Origin of the sequence: Photobacterium salinisoli (assembly GCF_003614885.1) — a bacterium.
Classification (GTDB): domain Bacteria; phylum Pseudomonadota; class Gammaproteobacteria; order Enterobacterales; family Vibrionaceae; genus Photobacterium; species Photobacterium salinisoli.
Window position 1 is genome coordinate 2,140,469 of sequence record NZ_QZMS01000007.1, and the last position, 25,199, is coordinate 2,165,667.

Sequence of the window (25,199 nt, forward strand, 5' to 3'; positions counted from 1 at the left end):
AGCCGGACATGCAAAATACCACCCGTTTTAAACGTCTCCAGCATACTCTGATGCTAGCTTTCCTTTTGCTGAGCCTGATCCCGCTCACCCTGTCTTCTTTGTTTTTCCTGCATTCACACACCCGGGATCTGGCTGAACAAAGTACCAGCCACCTGGCTTCATTGCGCGATAACAAACGCCAGCAGCTCAGTGCCTTTTTTACCGCCAAAGAATCTGAAATACAAAGTTTTGTTCGCTCTGAACTGGCCAATGCCAGTGGTGGGCGCTTTTATGGCATAGTCGGTGCCTTCCGCCAGTTGGGGGACATCAACCGGCTCAGCAAAGGCGCCACCAACGGCGAATACTTCAGCCGTACCCTGATCTCGCGGCCACCGTCCAGCGAGGTCGATAACACCTCCCCTGATTTTATCGTTCAGGAAAGATATCGCCTGATCTACAAACGTTACCACTGGGCCTATGAGGAATATCTCAAACGCTCTGATTTCAGTGACCTGATGCTGGTGGATCTTGATGGTAATGTGGTTTATACCTCCCGCAGCCCGGATTTGTTTGCGGCCAGTTTACGTACCGACAGCTCGCAATACCCAGCGCTCAGCCAGACCTATGACACCATAAAAAACCTGACCGCTCAGTTCAGAGATCAGCAATCTCGTGATAGTCACAGGGAAACCGGTGAGCGCGAACCGGAAAAAATGCCTATCGCCTTTACCGATTTTGCCGCCGATGGCGATAACCGGGAAGCAACGGCCTGGTTCGCTGCCCCTATTATTCAGCATGGTTACCTGCACAGTTACGCTTTCTTTAAACTCAGCAACCGCACCATTGCCGACGTCATGTCCAGCAGCAGTGAGGCCAATCAGTACGTCCAGACGCTGCTTATCGGACAGGATCATAATCTGCGCCTGCCCAACGACGGTGATTTACCGGCAGAGTTGGCCAGTGCCGGTATTGATCATGCGCTGGCAGGCCAGGCTGGTGTTGGCAGCTTACTGAACTACAACAATATTCCTGTACTGAGCGCGTATGCGCCCATTGACGTGCTCGGCAACAAATGGGCCCTGGTGGTTGAGCTGCCTGAGCAGGAAGCTTTCTCCCGCATTCATCAGCTGGAGGAATTTTTTCTCCTTGCCATTTTGGGGGCCGTCATACTGGTGACCATCACGGCGCATTGGCTGTCTAATTACATTACTGCCCCGCTGCTGCGTTTAACCTGGGCCGCCGAGCAAGTCTCAGCCGGCGATCTGGATCAAAAGATCACCTCAACCGATCGCCGTGATGAAATTGGCCGTCTGGCGATCAGCTTTGCCAGAATGCAACGCTCGATTCGCGAAAAAATCACCCTGATCCGCGAGCAAAATACCGAACTGGAACACAATCTGGCTGTCATCCAGCAGCAGAACGAAGAGCTGCAGGCCACAGACAAGCTCAAAGACGAATTTCTTGCCACCACCTCCCATGAACTGCGCACCCCGCTGCATGGCATGGTCGGCATCGCCGAAGCCATGCTGGCCGGTGCCAATGGGCCAATCCAGCCGGATCAGCAACGTCAGCTGGATATGATCATCAGCAGTGGTCAGCGCCTGACCAAGCTGGTCGATGATTTGCTCGACTATCACAAAATGCGGTATGGCGATCTTGATATCCAGCCCCACGCGGTCGATCTTGCCGCGGCCAACCGTTTAGTGCTTGAACTGTCGGCACACCTGCTCGATGGCAAGCCGGTGCGTATCATCAATCAGATCCCGCCGGATCTGCCTCTGGTCATTGCTGACGAACAACGCCTGGAACAGATTTTGTACAACCTGGTGGGCAACGCCATTAAGTACACCTCAGAAGGCAAAATTATCCTTTCCGCCACTGTGTTGGAAAGTCAGGTCCGCATTCAGGTCGTCGATACCGGTCAGGGCATACCTGCAGAGCAACTGGAGCACATTTTTGAACCCCTGGTGCAGGCCAACACTGGCTCGGCCAATTATCACCAGGGAGCCGGACTGGGACTGTCCATCAGCCGTCAGCTGATCGAACTGATGGGCGGCAGCCTGTATGTCAGCAGCCAGCCTATGATAGGGACGACCTTCAGCTTCACCCTGCCACTGGCCACCAAAGAGGACATTGCCCGCAGCCAGCTCAGCGCGCCGCAACATGGCCATTTCCAGGCGCCGCGCCAGGATGCCAATACGGTCAATATTGATGACTTGCCCGATAACCCTGATGGCGAACTCTTACTGGTCGTCGACGATGAACCGGTTAACTTACAGGTCGTCACCAGTTTTTTACGCATTGCCGGCTATCGTGTGATCACAGCGGAAAACGGTCAGCAAGCCCTCAGCCTGATGGAAGAGCATCAACCGTCACTGGTGCTGCTTGATGTGATGATGCCGGGTATGAGCGGTTATGAGGTGTGTCAGCAATTGCGTACCCGTTACAGTCTGACTGAACTGCCGGTCATCATGCTGTCGGCATTAGGCCAAGTACGGGACAGGGTAAAAGGCTTTGAATTCGGTGCCAACGACTACCTGACCAAACCCTTTAATAAAGACGAGCTGACCGCCCGGATCCGGGCCCACCTGCAAGCCGCCCAGACAGAAAGACAGCGCACTGAAAATCAATGGCTTCAGCAGGAAATCCGCCACCGTGAACAAGTACAGCAGGCCCTGCTTGATACCCAGACTCGCCTGCTGGGTCTGCTCGAATCCACCAGCGAGGCCATCCTGTGTACCCGCGAAGATGGCCGTATCCGTTATGCCAATAATGCTGCCGGCCAGCTCTTTCAGCGCGCACCGGAACAGCTGGAACGCCTGTCGGTTCAGGATCTGCTGCTGACCCAGCTGCCGGAGGATATCGAACAGAACCGCCATTACAGCGGCGAACTGACCTATCGGATTCAAGATGGCAAGCAGACGCTGACGACCGATCTGATCCAGCTACCTGCCGAGTCCGGGCTCAGCCAAATGTTTATCTTTGACAGTCAGGGGCCCAGCTCAGTACAACGCATTGCGTTACTGGAAAATGCCGTTGATGTGCTCTCGGGCTTCGCCACAGATGGCGACAAGCACAGCCTGCAGCGTTTACGCGATATGGGGGGCGAGTTCAGTCAGCTGGCAGACAGGCTGGATCACGCTCAGCCGGATAAAGCTGATCAGCTGAGACAAATGCTGGTGGATGTGATGAAAGACTGCCTGCAGTTCTGGGAAACATCCACCGGAAAAACCAAATTTGATCTGGCAGAAGAAAGCGGCTTGTGGCGCGTGTACCTGGACAGGAGCACGCTGCAAACACGCACCCTGGACAAATATTTACAGCTGGAAACCCTGCCGAAAACACCGCGCTGGCGCACTGTTCTCAACACGCTGGATTTTGTTCTGGAACGCTGTACCAAAGCGAGCCAGGAAAAAGAGGCCCTCACAGCGCAGCGCAACCGGCTGCAGCGCATGATCAGCCAGTGAGTTAACCTCCGCCACCAGAGTAAGACACACCTCCCGCAAGACGCATTTATCAAGCATGCAGATTCCCGCAGCAGCGGGAATCCCGGCAACCGGGTGCCCCCTCACTGTGCCCGAAGCCAGACCAAGTGCTGTCGCTGAGCGGTCAGACACAAAAGGCACAATGTATGTTCCGTCGCCCTCAGCCTCTGCATCAGCAGCCATTCACCCGCTCGCTTCTGTGCACTGCACCATGCGGACTTCTCGCCCACAAAGCCGTCCGTCAGTTAATTCTCGTGACGAAAAATAAGCTTACTTTTCATCCAGCATAAAGTACAAACTGCCACCAGGTGATGATGAAAAAATCGCCTGAACCGCAACAAATCAGGGGCAGCTAATGATAAATTTCATGATATGAGACGCCAATCACAACAAAATCTTCACAAAAAATTTCCGTTTGAAAATAAGGGCTTTTAGGTTCCAATTCAGTGATCCCTTTTCTGAAAATAAAACCCAAGCCATTAATAATAATGAAATATTTCAATAGCAAGCACTCACATGAGGATAGTTATCAATTCGTTTAAAGGGTAGGAACGCTGGTGTTTTAGCGTAGAATGGCGGGCGATTTTTACGTTTTTGACAGTAAGCGCAGCGTTTTTGACGTTTTTAACGTGCAATGCAATTGACGATTCACGCCTGAAGTCGTTTCCTTAGGGCACTGAGTGTCCACAGGCCATCTGAATCAGGTCGCTTTACTCAACCGGTCCAGAGTGGATTACCAGCCCCACCATAGATGGAGGGGAACCTAAGTGAAATGTAAACCCTACAAAGCAAAGAGTAAGGAACAGCTATGCTTGCCAACATAAAGAAAACAAAGGTAACACTTGCCATCCTGGCCGCGGCTGCCGCTGCCATGACTTCTCCTGCGATGAGTGCTGAGCGCAGTGAGCTGACAATCGTGCCCGATTTTTATCCGACTCTGGTGCGTAACTTCAACCCATATCTGCAAACCAATCTGCGTACCACTACAGACTTCGTTTATGAGCAACTGGTCATTTTCAATCAGATGCATGGCAACGAGCCTGTAATGCGTCTGGCGAAAGACTTCTATATGTCTGACGACCTGCTGCAAGTCACTTTTGTGATTCGTGACGGCGTGAAATGGTCAGACGGTAAACCCTTTACAGCCAAAGACGTGGCCTTCACCTATGAGCTGCTGAAGAACCACCCGGCACTTGACCAGCGCGGTATCATCAAGTGGGTGAAAGATGTAAAAGTTGACGGCAATAAAATCACTTTCGATCTGACTGAAGCCAACTCCAACGTACCTTATGAAATGTCTTTCGTTTCTATCGTACCTGAGCACATCTGGAGCAAAGTGAAAGAGCCTGAAACGTTTGCCAACGAAAACCCGGTTGGTACAGGTCCGTTTACTGAAGTCGACACTTTCACACCTCAGCTGTACATCCAGTGCCGTAACCCGCACTACTGGGACAACGATAACCTGGATGTTGACTGTCTTCGTATGCCTCAGATTGCCAATAATGACCAGTTGCTGAGCAAAGTCATTGCCTCTGAGCTGGACTGGACTTCCTCGTTCATTCCGGACATCGACAGCACTTACGCGGCCTCTAACCCGAACCACAAATACTGGTATCCGGCGTCTGGTACCCAGGCCTTCATGCTGAACTTCAAGTCACCAAAAGAAGGTAACAACGAAGCCATCAACAACGTAGACTTCCGTCGTGCTTTCTCTATGGCGATTGACCGTCAAACCATTATCGACATTGCCTTCTATGGCAGCGGTACACCAAACCACTTTGCGTCTGGTCTGGGTGAAGGTTTCAAAGCCTGGTCTGACTCTGCGGTTTACAACAAGTACAAAGATTTCAACACCTACAACCTTGAGAACTCCAAAGCACTGCTGAAAAAAGCCGGCTTTAAAGACATCGATGGTGACGGTTTCGTTGAAACACCAAGCGGTAAGAAAATTGAACTGGATGTCCAGTCTCCGAACGGTTGGACCGACTTCAACAACACAGTACAACTGGCGGTTGAGCAACTGCAGGAAGCCGGCATCAAGGCTAACGCACGTACCCCTGACTTCGCTGTATACAACGAAGGCATGATCAAAGGGACGTATGATGTGGCGTACACCAACTACTTCCACGGTGCGGATCCGCATCTGTACTGGAACAGTGGTTACAACTCCCGCCTGCAGGGCGAAGGAAACCCACGTTTTGCCATGCACTTCTTTAAGAATGCCGAGCTAGACAAACTGCTGGATGGTTTCTACAAAACGGCAAACAAAGACGAGCAGAAGAAAATGGCACATCAGATTCAGGCAATCATTGCTGAAAATCAGATCACCATTCCTGTGATGTCCAGTGCTGATATGTTCCAGTACAACACCACCCGCTTCACGGGTTGGTGGAACGAGAAGCATCCGAACGGCCGTCCAATGGTTTGGGCTGGTGTTCCAGAGCGCTTGCTTCAAGTGATTGACCTGAAACCAAAATCATAATTATTGCTTAATTTGCGGTGCGTGTTCTGCGCACCGCCTCTTCCCCCGCACTATGTAAAGTATGGCGCCTGGCGTCAGGGGGTTTTTCGTCCAGAGTTCAGCCCAGAGTCGTAAGTCACTGGTTGGGAAAGGTGTGAGTTATGGGATTTTTTCTACGTCGTTTATCGTTCTACCTGGTTGCCTTGCTGTTTGCAGCCACGTTGAACTTCGCAATTCCCCGGGCAATGCCCGGCGATCCGGTGACTATGATGTTTGCCAATGCTTCCGTTCAGGTGACTGCCGAGCGTATCGAAGCAATGAAAAAACTGCTTGGTTTTGATGAAGCCCAGGCCTGGTACCAACAATATTTCACCTATATCGAAAGTATCCTCAACTGGGATCTGGGTATTTCAATCAAATTTTATCCGCAGACCGTGACTGAAATATTGGGCGGGGCAGTCGGCTGGTCAATGTTCCTGGCCGGTTCCGCTGTCATCATGGCCTTCTGCATTGGCTCTGTGCTGGGTATTTTCGCCGCCTGGAAACGCGGCAGTAAATATGACGCCTTTGTGTCTCCCGGTATGCTGGTTATCCAGGCGGTTCCGCCTGTGGTTATCGCTATGCTGGTGCTGTTCACTTTCGGTCTTGGTCTGAAGTGGTTCCCGACCAGCTACGCCTACACGCCTGGCACCTTGCCTGACTGGACCAGCTGGGCCTTCTATAAAGACGTTCTCTATCACGCGGTTCTGCCGCTGTTGTGTGCCACAGCCATTCAGATCGGCGGCTTCCTGATCAGCATGCGTAATAACATGATCAACCTGCTCAACGAAGACTATATCACCATGGCCAAAGGCAAGGGACTGAATGAAAACCGTGTGGTCTTCAACTATGCCGCCCGTAACGCCATGCTGCCAAGCGTGACAGCACTGTCCATGGCGCTGGGCATGGCGATTGGCGGTCAGCTGATTGTCGAGATCATCTTTAACTATCCGGGCCTGGGCACAGTGATGCTCAATGCCATTCACGCCCGCGACTATCAGGTACTGCAAGGTCAGCTGTTGATCATGACGCTCTTTATGCTGTTCTTTAACTTCCTGGCCGATCTGCTGATCGTGGCACTGGATCCTCGCCTGCGTAAGGGAGGCAAATAATCATGAAAGGTTTAATCAAACTACTCTCAAACAACAATAAAGCACTGGCCGGCTTAATCATTATCAGTGTCTTTATCCTGGCCGCTGTGTTTGCCCCTTTGATCACTAAACATGAGCCTGACCGCCGTACCGGTAATCCGCACGAGTACCCGGCCTTTATCGTGAAAGCCGCTCAAAACGATCCCGACAGCTGGGTGGCACAGAATCTGGCCGATAACAGTCGTACCCTGCGGTTATCGAAAAAAGCCGATCATGTACTGGGCACCTCACGCATGGGTCGTGATATCTGGTCCCAACTGGTGTATGGCGCCCGTACTTCTCTGGCCGTCGGTTTCGGTGCCGGCCTGATGGTCTGCTTCCTGGCAACAGTGATCGGTGTGTCTGCCGGTTACTTTGGCGGCCGGATTGACGACACACTGACCGCCGCGATGAATATCATGCTGGTGATGCCCCAGCTGCCCATTCTGTTCGTTATCGCCGCCTTTATCGGCCAGGCCGGACCGCTGACGATTGCTGTGGTCATCGCCCTGACCTCCTGGGCATGGGGCGCACGTGTGGTCCGGGCGCAAACCCTGTCGCTGCGCGAAAAAGAATTTGTCAAAGCCGCTGAAGTTCTTGGGGAATCTTCCTGGCGCATCATCTTTGTCGAAATTCTGCCTAACCTGATTTCGATTATCGGCGCCAGCTTCATCGGCTCTGTAATGCTCGCCATCATGACAGAAGCCACCCTGTCATTCCTCGGCCTGGGCGATCCGAACTCTATCAGCTGGGGCTTGATGCTGTACAACGTACAGACTTCTTCTTCCATGCTGGTTGGTGCCTGGTGGGAACTGCTGGCGCCATGTGTGGCCCTGACGCTGATTGCCATCGGACTGGCGATGCTGAACTTCGCCGTGGATGAAATTGCCAACCCGCAGCTGCGTTCGCACAAAGGCCTGCGCCGCTGGCAGAACATGGCCAAGAAAAACCAACAGGCACAGCCTGCCACCGCGACGACCGTTAAGCCTGCACTGCAAGGAGGAGAGAAGTAATGACGACTCCACAAATTTCAATTCGCAACCTGTGCGTCGACTATATTACCGACGCCGGTGATGTCCGCGCCGTCAACGATGTCAGCTTTGACATTGGTAAAGGTGAAGTGTTCGGGCTGGCAGGTGAGTCTGGCTGTGGTAAATCCACCGTTGCCTTTTCCCTGATGCGTCTGCACAAGCCGCCTGCGTTTATTACCGGTGGTGAAGTGCTGTTCGACGGCCACGGTGACATCCTGAAATTCAGCGACCAGAAGCTCAACAGCTTTCGCTGGAGTGAGGTGTCTATGGTCTTCCAGAGTGCGATGAACGCCCTCAACCCGGTACTGACCATGGAAGAGCAGTTCTGTGATGTGATCATGCGCCACACCAACATGACCCGGGAGCAGGCCGTACGCCGCGCTCAGGGATTGCTGGAAATCGTTGATATCCACCCGGATCGACTGAGTGACTACCCGCATCAGTTCTCTGGCGGTATGCGCCAGCGCCTGGTGATCGCCATTGCGCTGGCACTCAACCCCAAGCTGATCATCATGGACGAACCGACGACAGCCTTGGATGTGGTAGTCCAGCGCGAGATCCTGCAGAAGATCTATGCCCTGAAAGAAGAATTCGGTTTCGCCATTTTGTTCATCACCCATGATCTGTCTCTGATGGTCGAGTTCTCCGATCGCATCGGCATCATGTATTCCGGTGAACTGGTCGAAGTCGCGCCGTCAAAGCAGATTCTGGAAACCCCGTACCACCCTTACACCCAGGGTCTGGGCAGCTCGTTTCCACCACTGACCGGGCCCAAGACCCGTCTGACCGGCATTCCGGGCAACCCGCTCAACCTGCTGGAAGTGCCTCAGGGCTGCCGATTTCAGGCGCGCTGCAGCAAAGCGCACGACGCCTGCTTCTCGCAAAGCACACAGCTTCGCCAACTGGAACCCGGCCGTTTTAGCAACTGCCACCTGTACAACAAGTTATAACAAGAAGGATCGGAGGCAAAATGAGCAATCCAGTCGGAACACCCATTATCGAAGGGAAGAACCTGGTCAAAGACTTTTCGGTCAACAGTAACTCGCTGAAAAAATCCAAGATGCGGGCACTGAATCAGGTGTCATTCAAAATGTACAAAAGCCGCGGCCTGGCGGTGGTGGGAGAATCCGGTTCCGGTAAATCCACAACAGCAAAAATGATCGCCAAAATGTACGAGCCCACTTCCGGGGCTATCGAATATTTTGGCCGTGATATTCAGGACATCACCAAGAAAAGCGAGCTGATGCAGTACCGTCAGGGGGTGCAAATGGTCTGGCAGGATCCGTTCGGATCGCTCAACCCGACCCATACCATCTTTCACCACCTGGCTCGCCCTTTACTGATCCACAACAAGGTCAGCCGGGGCAATAAAAAAGAGCTGGAAGAACGGGTTTACGATCTGCTGGAGCAGGTGGGATTGATCCCGCCCAAAGCCACCGCCGAAAAGTACCCGCACCAGTTATCCGGCGGTCAGCGTCAGCGCGTCAACCTGGCCCGCAATATCGCGGTTGGGGCCGAAGTGGTGCTGGCCGATGAGCCGACCTCCATGCTGGATGTGTCTATCCGTGCCGGTGTGCTTAATCTGATGGAAGAAATGAAGTTCGAGCGCGAGATGGCGCTGCTTTATATCACCCACGATATCGCCACCGCACGCTATATCGCTGAAGATCTGGCCGTGATGTACGTCGGTCACATGGTCGAATGGGGAGATACCGAAGAGATCATCCATCGCCCGCAGCACCCTTACACCCAGTTGCTGGTGTCAGCCGTGCCGGACCCCAGCAAGTCGATCCATGAGCCGTTAGCAGGCAACAAAGGGGATATTCCGCTGTGGACACCAGACAGTGTCGGTTGTCCGTTTGCAGGGCGTTGCGTTCACGCGACCGAGCAGTGCCGTCAACGCCTGCCGGAAGTCACGCAGCTGGCGGAAAACCATTTTGTCCGCTGCTATTTGTTCGATAGCTGATTGCAACGTCGAGAACTTACTGCAGCGAACATCGCTGAACAACCGACAATTACTCACAGAAACGAAGGAAAGCTATGCAGTTGTTAATCAACCATCTCGGTTATGAACGTACAGGTAACAAGGTTGCCATTGTTCAGCATCAGGCCCCTTTATCCCTGATGCAGGCGACCCTGGTCCGCAGTGAAGACCGACAAACTGTGATGCAACTGCCGCTCTCTCAAAGTCAGCACACAGATCAGTGGCATACAGGTGCGGCGACACAAATCGATTTCAGCGCCTGGCAAGAAGCCGGCCGCTACCGAATTTGCTTTGGTGAACTTGAATCTTCTGATTTTGACATCGCTGACGGCTTACTGATGCAGCGCACCTTCAGTGATGTGCTGCACTATTTCAAATCCCAGCGCTGCGGCGGAAAATTCGATCAGTATGATCATGCCGTCCCGCTGTTTGGCAATCAGGACACAGTCGTTGACGCCCATGGTGGCTGGTACGACGCCTCGGGCGATGTCAGTAAATACCTGAGTCACCTGTCCTATGCCAATTACCTCAATCCGCAGCAGACGCCTATGGTGGTGTGGAATATGCTCACCGCCTTTGAGTCGCTGCAGGGTGTCCCCGCATTTGCGGATTTTTCCCGCGTCCGCCTGATTGAAGAGGCACTTTTTGGCGCGGATTTTTTACTGCGGATGCATGCACCGCAGGGTTATTTTTATATGACAGTGTTCGATAAGTGGAGTAAGTCCACCGGGCAACGGGAGATTTGTAGCTATTCAACTCAGGAGGGCATCAAAGCTGACAGCTATCAGGCCGCTTTTCGTCAGGGCGGCGGCATTGCGATTGCCGCCCTGGCCGCGGCGGCCAGGCTGGTACGCAGTGCTGCGGTGATAAAACTGGATCTGGGCGAGGTAAACAATACCGACGCTTATCTGGAATCTGCCCAGACGGCCTACTGGCACCTTAAAACCCACAACAGCCAGTATCTGGATGATGGTGAAGAAAACATCATTGACGAATATTGCGCGCTGCTGGCGGCGGTCGAGCTGAGCAAAGCGACCGAGCAAACCCGTTATCTCAGCGAAGCCCGTTACTGGGCCGATCGACTGGCTGCCCGTCAGCAGTCTGATAACCAGCAGCAACATTACTGGAGTGCAAACTCCGATGGCAGCCGGCCATATTTTCATGCCGCCGAAGCGGGTCTGCCGGTCATCAGTTTGCTGCAGTATTTACAGATTGAATCTGACAGGCACCGCCTGAACACGATCGAAACTGTGCTGGACAATGCACTGCACTTTGAACTGAACATCACGCAATCGGCCGCGAATCCTTTTGGCTATCCGCGCCAGTATGTCAAAGCGGTAGATGGTGACAAGCACAGTGCCTTCTTTATTCCGCACAATAACGAAAGCGGATATTGGTGGCAGGGGGAAAATGCCAGACTGGGCTCTCTCGCCGCCATGGCTTTCATGGCCGCCCCGGTTGTGCACAGCAGTCAACTGAGCCAACAGCTGAAAGATTACGGCACTCAGCTCCTGAACTGGTTGCTGGGCCTGAATCCTTTTGATATGAGCATGCTGGACGGCCACGGGCGCAATAATCCCGACTATCTGCCTGAATTAGGTTTTTTCAACGCCAAAGGCGGCATCTGCAATGGCATTACCTCGGGATTTGACAATGAATCGGATATTGCCTTTGCGCCGCCTGCCCAGGCCGGTGACATGCTGCAGAACTGGCGCTGGGGGGAGCAATGGATCCCGCATGCGGCCTGGTATCTGCTAGCGATCGTAATGCAATGTAAGGAGCGCCACTATGGCTGATGATTTGCGTTTTCTGGTCGGCATTGACGGCGGCGGCACCTCTTGCCGGGCACGCCTTTGCGATCTGAACGGCCAGATACTGGCTGAAGCCAAAACCGGCAGTGCCAATATTCTGCTCGGCGCGGAAGTTGCCATGGCATCGATCCAAGATGCGATTGCAACCGCCGCGGCACACGCCGGCCTGACTGATGCCGACTTTTCTCGCATGGCTGTCGGTCTGGCACTGGCCGGCGCCGAACATCGCAAAGCCTGGTACGACTTCATGGCCCAGCCTCACCCTTTTGGCCGGATGGTACTCAATACCGACGGCTACGGCGCCTGTCTGGGAGCCTGGAACGGACAGGACGGCGCCATCTTCATCGCCGGTACCGGCTCTGTCGGCATTCTCCGCCGCGGCAGGGAGATCACCGTGCTGGGTGGCCGCGAATTTCCGATTTCCGATCAGGGCAGCGGTGCCATCATGGGCCTGCGGCTCATTCAGCAGGTATTGCTGAGCGTTGACGGCATCGTGCCTCAGACCGAACTGATCCGCCATGTGCTGGCGCACTTCGATCACGATATTGATGCCATCGTCGAATGGTCAAAAACTGCCCGTCCTTGTGACTACGGCCAGTTCTCACCCGATATTTTCCGGCTGTCAGCACACAACGACAGCCTGGCAGTGGCACTGCTTCAGCAGACGGCCTCAGATATAGAGATGTGGCTGAACGCCCTGCTGGCACGCGGTGCAGACCAGGTGTGTCTGATGGGCGGTATCGGCGAGCGCATCGCCCCCTGGCTGACACCCGCTATTCAATGCCGACTGGCTGCTCCGCAGGGAGATGCCATGGATGGCGCAATACTGATCGCCCAAGGCGATCATAACCTGTATCCATTATAAGGGGCTATCATGAGCTATCGCCTTGATTTAACAGTTATCAATCAAACCGATACGGAATCCCGCTTCGCGCTGACCTTACACAACCTGGGTGAACAGGCGCTGGAAGCCTGGTCCCTGGCTTTTATTCTCAGCCGCTGGATTGAACCGACTTCCGTCTCTCGCGGCGTACTGCAGCAGATTGGCAGCTACTGTACCCTGTCAGCCTCAGACGATGCCGCTCTGGTGCCCAACAGCCATTTCTATACCGAATTTTCCATCAAGACCCCGCCCCTCACCCTGCATGGTGACGGCGTGATCGATGCCTGCCTGTATGCCAATCAGCAAGGCGAGGCACTGCCGGTGACTGTGACCCCGGTGAACCTGAAAAACCCGGTACAGGACCGACTGACGCTTGAGTTACCAGCACCCAAGACGATTAACCTGATCCCCGCTCCCGCCAGTCTGAAAACCTTAGCAGGCGAGTTTCGGTTTACCCGTCATACCGCACTGGCTGAATTTCCTGAAGCGGCGCAGGGCAGCGTGAACTGGCTGCAGCAGGAGTTGGCCCATTGGCTGGACAGCCCACTGGCGATCGCCCCCAGCGGCAATATCCATTATCAGACGCGCGCCGATCTGGCCGACGGTGCCTATCATATGCTGGTCGAGCATGATCACATCTGGCTGGAAGCCAGCTCCGGTGCCGGATTCAGCCATGCGACAGCCAGTCTGCTGCAGTTGCTGCCAGCTCAGCCAACCCATCAGATTGAGCACGCGCTCAGCGTGCCTATGGTAGAAATTAACGATGAGCCGCAATATGGCCATCGCGGCATGATGCTCGATTGCGCACGCCATTTTCATTCCGTTACCCGGATCAAAAAGCTGCTCGATCAGCTTGCCCGTTATAAATTTAACACCTTCCACTGGCACCTGACCGATGATGAAGGCTGGCGGATTGAGATTGACGCCTACCCTGCCCTGACTGAGATTGGCGCATGGCGCGGGCCGCAAGAACCCCTGCTCCCGCAGTTTTCGACCGTTGATCGTCGGTACGGCGGCTTTTATACCAAGCAGCAGATCCGGGATATCGTGGCCTATGCCGCCGATCGGGGCATTCAGGTGATTCCGGAAATCGACATTCCCGGCCATTGCCGGGCTGCCATCAAATCGCTGCCTGAGCTGCTGGTTGATGAAGCAGATCGCTCGCAATACCGCAGCATCCAGAATTATTCGGACAACATTCTGTCACCGGCTCTGCCTGGCACTTACACCTTCCTGACCACAGTGCTGGATGAGGTCTGTGAATTGTTCCCGGCGCCCTTCCTGCATGTGGGGGCGGATGAAGTACCCAACGGTGTCTGGACCGACAGCCCGGCATGCCGCGAACTGATGGCCCAGGAAGGCTATGAGGACCCGTTTGAGCTGCAAGGTCATATTTTACGCTTTGTTGAAAACTACCTGGCCGGAAAAGGCAAGCGGATGCTCGGCTGGCAGGAAGTGGTGAAAGGTGACAAGGTCAGTCAAAACACCATCGTCATGCCATGGATGAATGAGCAGGCCGGACTGGACTGTGCGGATAAAGGCTATCAGGTGATCATGCAGCCTGCGCAGTACACCTACCTGGATCTGGCTCAGGGCCACGCCGCCGAGGAAGCCGGTGCCAACTGGGCCGGGTTCTTACCGCTGGAAACTGTGTACAGCTATCGCCCGCTGGCAGAGCTGGAACCCAGCGATCCCAAGCTGAAGCAGATCATGGGGATTCAGTGCGCGCTATGGTGTGAGCATGTCTACAGCCAGGCGAGGTTTGAATACCTGCTCTATCCACGCCTGCTGGCGGTCAGCGAAGTCTGCTGGTGTCCACCGGAGCAGCGTGACTGGGATGATTTCAAAGCCCGTTTGCATGGCCAGCTGTCCTATTTAGACCGGGTGGGGCTGAACTACCGCCAGGGGTAACCAAACATGTCCAGAGCCCGGTTGCCGTGGTGAGCTGCGGGCGGGTTCTGTCGTGTGTCGTGAAGTGTCTTTTGCATCCTATATGGTTGTGTTGGCAATAAGTTCGGGGACCTCTGGTCCCCTTTTTTTTGTCTGCAACCGACTTGAGAAAGCGCTCAGTGTGCGGAAAATTCCCCGCGCAAAAACGCTAAATACTCTCGCCCAGTTCGATTTTCACATCCAGGGTAATCACCTTTTCTGTCGCAGGTTCACCACGCAGCCGCTGCAGGATCTGCTCGGCGGCCACATAGCCAATTCGCTCTCGCGGTGTGATCACAGTCGCCAGACGCGGCACCATCACCTGACTGATGTCATGGCCGTGAAAACCAGCCACCGCCATTTGCTCCGGCACCTGGATCCCTAACCGCTGACATTCATAAATTGCCCCGATCGCCAGGTCATCATTGGTACAGAAAATTCCGTCGGCATCCGGATATTGTGTCAGTGACTGCCGCAGTAAACCAGCCCCTAAGCTGAACGAGGAGGCTTCTTCCGTCTGAATACTGCGCGGCTCCAGACCGTGTTTCTTCATCACCTGCTGATAACCGGTAAACCGCAAGTGGGTCCGGGCATCCATACGGGCAGCAAAGTAAACAATGTGGCGGCGACCGCGGGCGATCATCTGCTCTGTCATCGCCTCAGCGGCAGCCTGATTATCAAACCCCACCGCCTGAGCGATGGCCGGCGAAACCGAATCCATGATTTCCACCACAGGCACCCCGGCGGTATCGAGCATTTTTCGCGCCCGTTCGGTATGCACGCTTTCCGACAGAATAATGGCATCCACATTGTAAGAAAGCAGAGACGCGATATTCTTTTCTTCTGTCTCAGCGCTGTAACCATAGTGTGCCAGCATGGTCTGATAACCGGCAGGACCGGTGACCTTCTCAATGCCCCGGATCACTTCCGCAAACACCTGGTTGGTCAGTGAGGGCACCAACACACCAATGGCATAACTTTTGGCATTGGACAAAATATCGGGAGCGCGATTGGGAATGTATCCCAGCTCGTCCACAGCGGCGGCAATTTTGCTCTGCAACGCCGCTGAAACCTGGCTGGGATCGCGCAGGTAACGACTGACCGTCATCTTAGTCACTCCGACCAGGTTCGCAACATCCTGCAATGTCGGGCGTTTGTTTTTGGTTGTCATGGTATTTTTCATGTATCGGATTGGGCTAAACTGCCCCCAAGATTACCACAAGCCTTTCTTGCGGTTTGTAATCTGGCGCAAAAAGAAACAGGCCCTCAGGCCTGTTTTTATGACACTTTGTTTTGCACGCGCGGTGACTGGCTCCAGCTCAGATGAAAGGCGTCAGCCTCTGGCTGGTCAATACGGGAATAAGTGTGAGCGCCAAAGTAATCGCGCTGAGCCTGTAACAAATTGGCCGGCAGAATCTCGCTGCGCAGCGTATCGAAATAGTGCAGCGCTGAGCTGATCCCCGGCATGGCAACGCCGGCCAGGCTCGCCCCTGCAACCGCTTTACGCCAGTTCAGCTGACGCTCGGTGAGCTGGATGCGGAAGTGCTCGGCGAGCAGCAGGTTGTCCAGATCCGGCTGCTGCTCGAATGCACGACTGATGTCCTGCAGGAAAATAGCGCGGATAATACAGCCGGCACGCCAGATTCTGGCGATAACAGCGTAATCCAGCGGCCATCCCTGCTCGGCGGCGGTGGTTTTCATCAGCGCAAATCCCTGTGCATAGGTACACAACTTGGCACAGTAAAGTGCATCATGCATCTGTGCGATCAGCTCGGCTTTATCCAGAGCCTGAGCCTCATCCGCGACCAGTGTCAGTGATTTGGCCGCCTGCACCCGCAGGGATTTCATCCCGCTCATCGCGCGGGCAAACACGGCCTGGGCAATCGTCGGAGCCGGACTGGCCACCTCCAGGCTGTTGACGGCTGTCCACAAACCGGTGCCTTTCTGGCCGGCTTTATCCAGGATCATTTCCACCAGCGGACGGCCGGAGTCAGGATCCTGCTGCTGCAAAATATCGGCACTGATTTCCATCAGATAACTGTTCAGTACCCCTTGGTTCCACTCGGCAAAGATCTCGCCTATCTCGGCGGCAGGCAGGCTGAGCTGCTGACTGAGAAACTGATACGCCTCGCAGATCAACTGCATATCAGCGTATTCAATGCCGTTATGCACCATTTTCACGTAATGGCCGGCCCCGTCAGGTCCCAGATAAGCCGCACAGGCTTCGCCCTGACGCAAAGGCGGCAACGGCTTACCGGCACTGTCGACCTGCGCCGCGATAGCTGTCCACATCGGGCCAACCTGACGCCAGGCCGCGGCACTGCCGCTGGCCATCAGAGCCGGGCCATGGCGGGCACCTTCTTCACCGCCAGAGACGGCTGTGCTGAAAAACTGAAACTGCCCCTTAAACTGCTTATCGCGGGCCAGCGTATCCGTCCACAGGCTGTTGCCGGTATCAATCACGGTATCTTGTGGTTCCAGTCCGGCTTCCAGTAACGCTGAGATCACGGCATCGACCGGTTTTCCTGCCGGAACCGACAAGGCAATCACCCGCGGCGACGGTAAGGTCGCCAATACCTGATGCAGGGATTCACAGGCCGTAAACGGCGCTTTTGCCAGCTTTTCAGCCTGCTGCTTAGTTTGCTGCACCAGAGACGCCTGCAAATCAAAACCTGCCACAGCAAAACCGTGTTCCAGCAGATTCAGCGCCAGGTTTCGCCCCATCACGCCTAAACCAATCATGGCAATATTGCACTGGGTTGATGTCATTCGTTTTTCCTTTACTGCAATCTGTAGCTCAACATTCACCGCCTTTTCAGGCTGGTGACAGTTGCGCGAGAATATCCTGCAATACCTCATGCTGAGACTGGCGGATATCAATAAACAGGGCTTCATCCGGCTCCGGCTCAACCAGAGTTGCAAACTGGCTTTCGAGCATGGCGCGGCCGTTAAAATAATGATCCGCTCGCTGCTGATGACGGCTCCAGATAGTGTCAAAATCCCCCTGAAGGTAGACAATTTCCAGCCCGTCGATCCCGGCACGCAATTGGCGGCGGTATTCAGGTTTCAGCGCAGAGCAGGCCAATACCGCATCGGGGGCATCCCGTAACAACTGATTGAGCCGCGCCAGCCATTCCGCCCTGTCTTCATCATTGAGCGGCACGCCTTCACTCATCTTGCGGACATTGTCCGGCGAGTGAAAATCATCACCATCAAAAAAGCTCAGTCCCAATGCCGTTGCCAGCGTGCTGCCGATCAGGCTCTTACCGCACCCTGATACGCCCATTACAATTATCTTTTTTGGTTTCATAGCCATTATCCTGCCCTGCTCGCACCGCAGGGCCATTCCTTATTGTTATTGTTATTTTCTTAACGCCACCACAGCGCAAGCTGCGGGAAGACGATCACCAGCGTCAGTGCTATCAGTTGAAGACCGATAAAAGGCAGCAGAGAGCTGAAGATTTCACCTAAACTGATGTCTTTTGGCGCCACCGATTTCAGATAGAAAGCCGCCGGGCCAAAAGGCGGAGACAGGAAAGAGACCTGCATGTTGAGGCAGAACACCACGCCGAACCAGATCGGGTCCATGCCCAGCCCGGTAATAATGGGGACAAAGATAGGCATGGTCAGCAGGGCAACCCCCACCCAGTCCAGGAACATGCCCAGCACCAGCAGGATCACCATCATAATCAGCAGTGTCATGGTCGGACTGCCGCCACTGAAGGCAAGGATGGTTTCTTCAACGAAATCAATACCGCCCATCAGGTTATACACACCCACCAGCGCACTGGCACCGATGCCGATCCACATGATCATGCCGCAGGTACGCATGGTGGCAATGGCACTGTCTCTGAGCATGCTCCAGCTCATTTCGCGGCGGATCACAGCGCTGATCATAATGCCGACCACACCCAGCGCAGAAGCTTCCGTGACCGAAGCCACACCGGTGTAAATACTGCCGAGCACGACACCGACCGACAGCAGAGGAAAGAATAAGGCTTTGAAATAACTGATATCTCTGGCCGCATCTTCAGCCAGCTCAGCTTCAGTTGGCAAAGGAGCCAGCGCCGGATTGAGTTTACAGCGGATCAGCACATAGCCGATATACATCAGTGCCAGCAGCAAGGCGGGCAGAAAAGCGGCTTTAAACAGATCGCCAATCGACACGCTGGCCGTCAGACCATAGATGATCAGCACGATACTTGGCGGCAGCATAGTGCCCAGCGCACCGCCGGCGCAGGTGGTGCCGATAGCCAGCTTGCGGTCATACCCCAGTCGCAGCATTTGCGGCAATGCCAGGATCCCCAGCAGCACAGTTTCGCCACCAATCACGCCCGACATGGACGCCAGTACCACAGCCACCAGCAAGGTCTGCACAGCGACACCGCCACGGACGCGGCGGCCGACGGATTTCATGGCATCAAAAAGATCGCGGGCGATGCCGGAACGATCAAGCAGCGCCGCCATCAGCACAAACATAGGAACAGCCAGGAAAATATACCCGTCGACAAACGAATACATCCGGCTGGTGACCAGCGGCAAAGCATCCGGACCAAACCAGCCCAGGGTAAAGATCAGTGCCACCAGGCCGGTGACAAAGGCCAGCTGCATCCCGGTCAGCAACAAAGCAATCATCAGCCCCAGCATCAGCAGGCTGCCGTAGCCGATACCCATTGACGATAACTCAAACATCTTTCTTCCTCAGTCCACGGATTTCAGCGATCAGGTGCAACAGAAACTGCACAGACAATACACACAGGCAGATAAAAATGATCCCTTTGAGCAAAGCGGGAAAAGGAGGATTCCAGGCAGAACCTGAGGTTTCCAGACGCATTTCGCCCCAAGGGGTAAGCCAGGCTTCGCGGGCCATGGTGTACGAGGCCCATGCCATCAGCACAGAAAACAGCAGTCCCATCACATGATGAAACACATTGAGGTACTGGCGCGTGCGTGGTGACACCATGTCGTACAGCAGCACCACGCGCACGTGCTTGTTGGTCGCCATGGCATACAAACCACCAACAATAAAGAGTGAACCGCCAAGAAACGACGCGGTTTCATGCACCCAGATAGTCGGTGAATCAAACACATAGCGCATCAGCACTTCATAAAATGAAATGATCACCGTAAAGATAAACAGCAGACTCAGCGCATTGCCTATTTTGACGATGGCCGCATCCAAGCCATTTTTCGGCTTGTCCTCATCATGTTCTGCGGGGGTTGGATTGGTATTCATGACAGTTCACAACTCTTGCTACATCAGATACAGAGGGCTGATTGCAGCCCTCTCACAGGGGGATTAGTGGTGCGTGTCAGACAAGCTGTTCTGAGGATTACAACAGTGCGTTGTCTTCCAGGAACTTAGTCACAGATTGGTAGACTTTCTCTGCATTTGGTGACTTTTGAGCGAACACTTTCCATTGTTCACGCGCGATTTCACGGAACTTCTTGCGCTCTTCGTCCGACCAGTTGTGAATGGTAATGTCCGGATTCGCCTGAGCTTCTTTCACCGCCTGCTGATCGGCGATCTTAAGCTGAGTGGTCATGTCATAGGCAAAGTCACGCACGGAAGTGGTCAGGATCTCCTGCAGATCCGCTGGCAGCTTGTCCCACTTTTTCTGGCTCATCGAAATGTCGATCAGCGGCAGAGAGTGGAAACCTGGCTGAACCGGATGTGTGGCCACATCATTCATACCGGCTTTCTGGTTGGTGGAGAAGACAGTGTAATCGGCGGCGTCAATCACACCTTTGCTCAGGCCGGTGAACACTTCTGAACCCGGTAAGTTAACCGGTGAGGCACCCGCCGCCGCAAATACCTGCTGAACCAGACCTTCCGGGGCGCGTAGTTTCAGGCCTTTCAGATCCTCCACACCATTGACCGGCACTTTAGACACAAAAGACTCCACCCCAGTGGTTGAGCCACCGATAAATTTCACTCCGTAAGGGGCATACAGTTCAGTCATCAGCTGATAACCGCCACCGTAATTAACGTACTGCAGCAGTTGGGTAGTATCAGACCATGCACCGACAGTGTTACCGATCAGACCGAACGCAGGATCTTTACCGGAAAAATAGCTGGTTGCTGTGATGTGACCGTCCAGGATCCCCAGCTTAATCGCGTTCAGGGTTTCGGTATGTTTAACCACACTGCCCACAGGCAGTAAGTCAATGTCGACACGGCCGCCAGACATTTTTTCAACGCGCTCCGCCCAGGCTTGCTGAACCTGAAAGTTTTTGTCCCCAGCCGGGTCAGACGACTGGAATTTGAAGGTGTAATCAGCCGCCAGTGCAGAAGCCGTAAAAGTTCCGGCCAGTGTGGCAGCGAGCAGAGTGCAGGTGAGCTTTTTCATCAGGTACAGTCCTATTGTTATTGGTCACGTCGTTGTCATTAAAGACCGGCTGTTAATTGTTATGTTACCGGTAACTTCGATAACAAATGCTAACAGAGAAAAAGAAGGGCTGTCTTTGAAGATCATCACAACAATGCCACCTCATGCGATCTGATTTCATTGCGTCGCCGGTACGATTTTTTATCTTAAGTAAGTAAATGATTGAACTATCATTTCCCGGACCAAGGTCATATTTCATTATTGTTTTGTAAATCAATAGCTTTGTATCACTGGCCTTATTCGTTACTATATGAGCTTAAGGACTTATGGAAGGGATTGATTATGCGTGTAGGTGTATTAATGGGCGGAGAGTCCAGTGAGCGGAATGTATCACTGCGTTCTGGTCAGGCCGTTTGTGAAGCCATTGATGAATTAGGCTATGAAGTCATTGCCATTGATCCCTCCGGTCTGCACAGCACTCTGGAGGCATTGCAGTCAGTCGATAAAGTCTTTATTGCCCTGCATGGCAGCCTGGGAGAAAGCGGCCATATTCAGGGGTTGCTGGACTGGCTGAAAATTCCTTATACCGGCAGCGGCCTGGCCACATCGGCGCTGTGTCTCAATAAACGGCGTACACGCCAGATATTGGCCCAGCACGGTTTTCACTATGCCAATTGGGTCGCTGTTGATCGTCAGCAGTCGCTGCAAGAGATTCAGTCGGCAGCCGATACCATAGGCTATCCCTTAGTGGTGAAACCCAGCTCTCAGGGTTGCAGCATAGGGGTGTCGAAAGTGGAATCCAGTGACGAGCTGGAGGCCGCGGTGATGCAGGCCTTGGAATACGACCATGATATCCTGCTTGAGGCTTTCATCTCCGGCCGGGAATATACCTGCGGTATCCTGGGTGACACCGCACTGCCCGTGGTGCAGATCCGCTCTGATACTTTCTTTGACTGGACAGCCAAGTTCGGCGCCCAGACTGCGACCTACCATTGCCCCAGCGATCTTGACACCGACACAGAACGGGCTATTCAGCAACTTTCACTGTCAGCTTTTCAGGCATTAGGGTGCCGCGGCTGGGGCAGACTGGATGTGATTCTCGGCGACGACGGTAAGCTCTACCCCATAGAAATGAATACCTCACCGGGTATGACCCAGCGCAGCGTTTTTCCGATGGCCAGCCGCGAAATTGGTCTCGACTTTCCCCGGACTATCGAGCAGATTCTGGCGCTGGCCACTTTTGATCCTGTGTAATCTGTCAGCGGCCCGTCGCTGCAACAGCGCGGGCAACTGGCGGCTAAAACGCCACTTCCATACAGCGTTGTCCTTCGACAGCAAAGGCTACGACCAAGCCCTGTTCATCATTGTACTGATGCGTCACACTGACCGATTTTCCCATGCGCAGGGCAATAAGCTGTTTTAGTTCATTAACCAGATTTTGTTTCTCTTCTGCACTCAGCGTTGTCACTTTTGCCATCAAAACAGTCTCCTGACTAGGTTTATTACTGCTAGTTAGGGCGACTGAATCTTATCGATCAGAAAAAGAGTCGACTGCTCACCACCGCGACTGGCTGCAGATTCATTTATTTTTGGGACGGTTATCCTAATTACTCATCCGCAACCCTGCCCTGGATGCGCTTATTCAACACTCACATTATTACACTTGATTCACATCACAAAATGCACTCTTGCCCGCCTTTAACTGACGTCCTTGCACAAAACGTGAGCTAATTTCGAATTACAGCAGCGTCGTTTCAATGAGGCAAACCATGAAACTGCAGCAAAAAATACTTACCGCTTTGCTCCTGTCAGGGCTGGTGCCGGCACTGGCAATGATGATCATTGCCACCTACCAGGCCGGAGACTCACTAAAACGGCAAGCCTATAACCAGCTGGAATCATTACGCGAAGTCAAGCAAGATGCGATAGAGCGATACTTTGCCTCACTGAACCGGCAAATTACACTTGAAGCCAACAACCCGTTCACCGCGCAGGCGCTGGACGCGTTGCGCCGGGGAATGGCTGAGCTGCCGCCGGTCGATGAAGCTGCGCGAAATCAGGTCAAACAGTTTTACACCGAGCATTTCATCCCCAAGCTGAGAACTAATGCCCCCAACCTACAGGTATCGGCTGACTCACTATTTAATCAGCTTTCCCCTGAAGCTGTCTCACTGCAAGCCAGCTATCTGGCTAACAGTCCTTATCCTTTGGGTGAGAAGCAACGGCTCGATAAAAGCGGTGATTCCGCCTACGATAACGCTCATGTTACCTATCACCCCTTTTTTCGGGAACTCATAGAACAATCAGGCTATTACGATCTCTTTCTGATCGATGCGCAAACCTCACAGGTGGTATACAGCGTCTACAAGGAAGTGGATTTTGCGACCTCGCTGGCTAACGGTCCTTTCAGTGCCAGCTTACTCAGTCACGCTTTTCAGGCCGGGATGGCACTGGAGAAAGGCCAGACCGCACTGATTGATTTCAATTTGTACCTGCCCTCTTATCAGTCTCCGGCCGGTTTTGTGGCAGCCCCTGTTTATCAGGGAGCAAGTCTGACCGGCGTGCTGGTGATTCAGTTTCCGATCGATCGCCTGACGGCCATCATGGGCGTCCGGGCCGGACTGGGTGACAGCGGAGAAACTTACCTTGTCGGGCCGGACAAGCTGATGCGTTCCAACTCGTATATCGATCCCATTAACCATTCAGTACATGCTTCTTTCCTGCATCCTGACAAAGGCAGTGTTGATACTGAAGCGGTGCGCCGCGCACTGGCTGGTGAAACCAATATTGATGCTATCAGCGACTATAAAGGTAACGCCGTGCTATCTGCGTTTGCACCGGTTCAGCTCGGAGCCACTCGCTGGGTGATCGTTGCAGAGATCGATCAGGCCGAAGCACTGGCCGCCATTAGCCAACTGAACATCAGCGGTTTTTTCGTCATCCTGGCTATGCTGGCACTGATCATTCCTGCCGCCATCCTGATCAGCCGCAGCATTACCAGACCAATAGGCGGAGAGCCTGAGCACATGGAGCAAATTGCCCGTGCCATTGCCGACGGCAATCTGCGCCTGGAGATGAATGACGACAAACCGGCCACCGGTGTGTATGCCTCGATGAAAACCATGTCCGGCAAACTGAGTGAAATCATCCATCAACTGAAAGTGGCCGCCGGGCAGCAGCGCAGTGAAGCCGAGGCCCTGGCGGCCAGTGCCGTTCAGACGGCTGAGACCGTCTCACGGCAGGAACAGGAGACCACCCAACTGACGGTGGCCATAGATCAAATGAGTGCCACAGCCAAAGACATCTCAGGCAATATCGCGACAGTCGCCACTGTCAGTAACGATACCAACACCCAGGTGACGGACTGTGCTGCCTTGCTTATGCAAAGTACGGAAAGGCTGAATGACATGTCAAACGACATGCGTGAAGCCAACGAAAAACTGGGGCTGCTTCGCCAAAGCTCTGACGAGATCACCAAGGTACTGGACACCATACGCAACATTGCTGAACAGACTAACCTGCTTGCTCTCAATGCCGCGATAGAAGCCGCCCGGGCAGGCGAGCACGGGCGCGGTTTTGCCGTAGTCGCAGAAGAAGTGCGGCATCTGGCGCAACACACTCAGGATGCCACCAGCGACACCGCCACCATGCTGGCAACCCTGCTCAACCACGGCCGGGAGGTCAGCGATGTGATGACCAGAAGCATCGATCACACCTACAGCGTCACAGAGCAGGCCGTCAATACCACTCAGCGCCTTCAGCAAGTGGTGCAATCGGTGGAACATATTGCAGACATGACCTCGCAGATAGCAGCAGCGTCTGAGCAACAATCCGCTGTGTCAGCAGAAATCAGCAATAATATTAATAACATTCATATGATGTCGCGCGACACCAGCAGCGCGGTTGAGCAGATATCTGCCAGCAGCGAAGAGTTATCCACGCTCTCAGCCCAACTGGAAAGAATGGCCGGTCACTTCAAGATGTAAGCGCTGCCAGCTCTGCCGTACCCCAATCGTCGCTCTCACACCCTACCAAGTGTGAGAGCACTCAAATTAATTAACAAAACTATCACATTCGTCATTTTGCATAATAAACCGGAAAGACGACAAAAAAGCGACCAAGGACGCATATTAAATCA

Annotated in this window: 18 protein-coding genes; 11 read left to right on the plus strand and 7 right to left on the minus strand. The window is 53.8% G+C overall.

What is annotated here, in order from left to right:
- The first annotated feature begins 8 nt into the window (after positions 1–8).
- The 9 genes from D6M16_RS10255 (at position 9) to D6M16_RS10295 (ending at position 14,714) form a co-directional block, all read left to right on the plus strand.
- A complete protein-coding gene (locus D6M16_RS10255; RefSeq protein ID WP_205576847.1) occupies positions 9–3,446 on the plus strand; it encodes a hybrid sensor histidine kinase/response regulator in 3,438 nt (1,145 codons plus the stop codon).
- Between the two features lie 826 nt (positions 3,447–4,272).
- Positions 4,273–5,946, plus strand: a complete 1,674-nt coding sequence (locus tag D6M16_RS10260; RefSeq protein WP_120511695.1) for an ABC transporter substrate-binding protein — start codon at positions 4,273–4,275, stop codon at positions 5,944–5,946.
- 140 nt (positions 5,947–6,086) lie between these two features.
- A complete protein-coding gene (locus D6M16_RS10265) occupies positions 6,087–7,076 on the plus strand; it encodes an ABC transporter permease (RefSeq protein ID WP_120511696.1) in 990 nt (329 codons plus the stop codon).
- A 2-nt stretch (positions 7,077–7,078) separates the two neighbouring features.
- A complete protein-coding gene (locus tag D6M16_RS10270) occupies positions 7,079–8,107 on the plus strand; it encodes an ABC transporter permease (RefSeq protein WP_120511697.1) in 1,029 nt (342 codons plus the stop codon).
- On the plus strand, positions 8,107–9,075 hold the full coding sequence (locus D6M16_RS10275) for an ABC transporter ATP-binding protein (RefSeq protein WP_120511698.1): 969 nt from the start codon (positions 8,107–8,109) through the stop codon (positions 9,073–9,075). Before D6M16_RS10270 ends, D6M16_RS10275 begins: the two co-directional genes overlap by 1 nt.
- A 20-nt stretch (positions 9,076–9,095) precedes the next feature.
- Positions 9,096–10,091, plus strand: coding sequence for an ABC transporter ATP-binding protein (locus D6M16_RS10280; protein ID WP_120511699.1), 996 nt, complete (start codon positions 9,096–9,098; stop codon positions 10,089–10,091).
- Positions 10,092–10,165: 74 nt separating this feature from the next.
- Positions 10,166–11,905: a glycoside hydrolase family 9 protein gene (locus D6M16_RS10285; protein ID WP_120511700.1), complete on the plus strand. Its 1,740-nt coding sequence runs from the start codon at positions 10,166–10,168 to the stop codon at positions 11,903–11,905.
- Entirely contained in the window at positions 11,898–12,785 is an 888-nt protein-coding gene (locus tag D6M16_RS10290; protein ID WP_120511701.1) for a glucosamine kinase nucleotide-binding domain-containing protein, read from the plus strand. Before D6M16_RS10285 ends, D6M16_RS10290 begins: the two co-directional genes overlap by 8 nt.
- A 9-nt stretch (positions 12,786–12,794) precedes the next feature.
- The gene (locus D6M16_RS10295) at positions 12,795–14,714 is read left to right on the plus strand and encodes a beta-N-acetylhexosaminidase (RefSeq protein WP_120511702.1); all 1,920 of its coding nucleotides are present in this window, start codon (positions 12,795–12,797) and stop codon (positions 14,712–14,714) included.
- Between the two features lie 187 nt (positions 14,715–14,901).
- Here the strand turns inward: D6M16_RS10295 and gntR are convergent, their stop codons facing one another.
- The 6 genes from gntR to D6M16_RS10325 form a co-directional block, all read right to left on the minus strand.
- The gene (gene gntR, locus D6M16_RS10300; protein WP_120511703.1) at positions 14,902–15,903 is read right to left on the minus strand and encodes a gluconate operon transcriptional repressor GntR; all 1,002 of its coding nucleotides are present in this window, start codon (positions 15,901–15,903) and stop codon (positions 14,902–14,904) included.
- Positions 15,904–16,010: 107 nt separating this feature from the next.
- On the minus strand, positions 16,011–17,501 hold the full coding sequence (gene gndA / locus D6M16_RS10305; protein ID WP_120511704.1) for an NADP-dependent phosphogluconate dehydrogenase: 1,491 nt from the start codon (positions 17,499–17,501) through the stop codon (positions 16,011–16,013).
- A 46-nt stretch (positions 17,502–17,547) separates the two neighbouring features.
- Positions 17,548–18,042, minus strand: coding sequence for a gluconokinase (locus D6M16_RS10310; RefSeq protein ID WP_120511705.1), 495 nt, complete (start codon positions 18,040–18,042; stop codon positions 17,548–17,550).
- Positions 18,043–18,101: 59 nt separating this feature from the next.
- On the minus strand, positions 18,102–19,424 hold the full coding sequence (locus D6M16_RS10315; protein ID WP_120511706.1) for a TRAP transporter large permease: 1,323 nt from the start codon (positions 19,422–19,424) through the stop codon (positions 18,102–18,104).
- Entirely contained in the window at positions 19,417–19,968 is a 552-nt protein-coding gene (locus D6M16_RS10320; RefSeq protein ID WP_120511707.1) for a TRAP transporter small permease subunit, read from the minus strand. The genes D6M16_RS10315 and D6M16_RS10320 overlap by 8 nt, the downstream gene beginning before the upstream one ends.
- Before the next feature lie 97 nt (positions 19,969–20,065).
- Positions 20,066–21,082, minus strand: coding sequence for a TRAP transporter substrate-binding protein (locus D6M16_RS10325; RefSeq protein ID WP_120511708.1), 1,017 nt, complete (start codon positions 21,080–21,082; stop codon positions 20,066–20,068).
- Between the two features lie 321 nt (positions 21,083–21,403).
- Between D6M16_RS10325 and D6M16_RS10330 the strand changes: the two genes are divergently transcribed.
- Complete coding sequence (locus tag D6M16_RS10330; protein WP_120511709.1) at positions 21,404–22,315, plus strand: D-alanine--D-alanine ligase; 912 nt, start codon at positions 21,404–21,406, stop codon at positions 22,313–22,315.
- Between the two features lie 43 nt (positions 22,316–22,358).
- Here the strand turns inward: D6M16_RS10330 and D6M16_RS10335 are convergent, their stop codons facing one another.
- The gene (locus D6M16_RS10335) at positions 22,359–22,538 is read right to left on the minus strand and encodes a hypothetical protein (protein ID WP_027253170.1); all 180 of its coding nucleotides are present in this window, start codon (positions 22,536–22,538) and stop codon (positions 22,359–22,361) included.
- 292 nt (positions 22,539–22,830) lie between these two features.
- Between D6M16_RS10335 and D6M16_RS10340 the strand changes: the two genes are divergently transcribed.
- Positions 22,831–25,047, plus strand: a complete 2,217-nt coding sequence (locus D6M16_RS10340; protein WP_162940970.1) for a methyl-accepting chemotaxis protein — start codon at positions 22,831–22,833, stop codon at positions 25,045–25,047.
- Positions 25,048–25,199: the final 152 nt, after the last annotated feature.

Excerpts from the sequence above, each read along its gene's own strand:
- D6M16_RS10320 (WP_120511707.1), bottom strand. The coding sequence starts at position 19,968 with ATGAATACCAATCCAACCCCCGCAGAACATGATGAGGACAAGCCGAAA.
- D6M16_RS10275 (WP_120511698.1), top strand. The coding sequence starts at position 8,107 with ATGACGACTCCACAAATTTCAATTCGCAACCTGTGCGTCGACTATATT.
- D6M16_RS10295 (WP_120511702.1), top strand. The coding sequence starts at position 12,795 with ATGAGCTATCGCCTTGATTTAACAGTTATCAATCAAACCGATACGGAA.
- D6M16_RS10340 (WP_162940970.1), top strand. The coding sequence starts at position 22,831 with ATGAAACTGCAGCAAAAAATACTTACCGCTTTGCTCCTGTCAGGGCTG.
- D6M16_RS10260 (WP_120511695.1), top strand. The coding sequence starts at position 4,273 with ATGCTTGCCAACATAAAGAAAACAAAGGTAACACTTGCCATCCTGGCC.
- D6M16_RS10290 (WP_120511701.1), top strand. The coding sequence starts at position 11,898 with ATGGCTGATGATTTGCGTTTTCTGGTCGGCATTGACGGCGGCGGCACC.
- D6M16_RS10325 (WP_120511708.1), bottom strand. The coding sequence starts at position 21,082 with ATGAAAAAGCTCACCTGCACTCTGCTCGCTGCCACACTGGCCGGAACT.
- D6M16_RS10335 (WP_027253170.1), bottom strand. The coding sequence starts at position 22,538 with ATGGCAAAAGTGACAACGCTGAGTGCAGAAGAGAAACAAAATCTGGTT.
- D6M16_RS10315 (WP_120511706.1), bottom strand. The coding sequence starts at position 19,424 with ATGTTTGAGTTATCGTCAATGGGTATCGGCTACGGCAGCCTGCTGATG.
- D6M16_RS10285 (WP_120511700.1), top strand. The coding sequence starts at position 10,166 with ATGCAGTTGTTAATCAACCATCTCGGTTATGAACGTACAGGTAACAAG.
- gndA (WP_120511704.1), bottom strand. The coding sequence starts at position 17,501 with ATGACATCAACCCAGTGCAATATTGCCATGATTGGTTTAGGCGTGATG.
- D6M16_RS10280 (WP_120511699.1), top strand. The coding sequence starts at position 9,096 with ATGAGCAATCCAGTCGGAACACCCATTATCGAAGGGAAGAACCTGGTC.
- D6M16_RS10330 (WP_120511709.1), top strand. The coding sequence starts at position 21,404 with ATGCGTGTAGGTGTATTAATGGGCGGAGAGTCCAGTGAGCGGAATGTA.
- D6M16_RS10310 (WP_120511705.1), bottom strand. The coding sequence starts at position 18,042 with ATGAAACCAAAAAAGATAATTGTAATGGGCGTATCAGGGTGCGGTAAG.
- D6M16_RS10270 (WP_120511697.1), top strand. The coding sequence starts at position 7,079 with ATGAAAGGTTTAATCAAACTACTCTCAAACAACAATAAAGCACTGGCC.
- D6M16_RS10255 (WP_205576847.1), top strand. The coding sequence starts at position 9 with ATGCAAAATACCACCCGTTTTAAACGTCTCCAGCATACTCTGATGCTA.
- gntR (WP_120511703.1), bottom strand. The coding sequence starts at position 15,903 with ATGACAACCAAAAACAAACGCCCGACATTGCAGGATGTTGCGAACCTG.
- D6M16_RS10265 (WP_120511696.1), top strand. The coding sequence starts at position 6,087 with ATGGGATTTTTTCTACGTCGTTTATCGTTCTACCTGGTTGCCTTGCTG.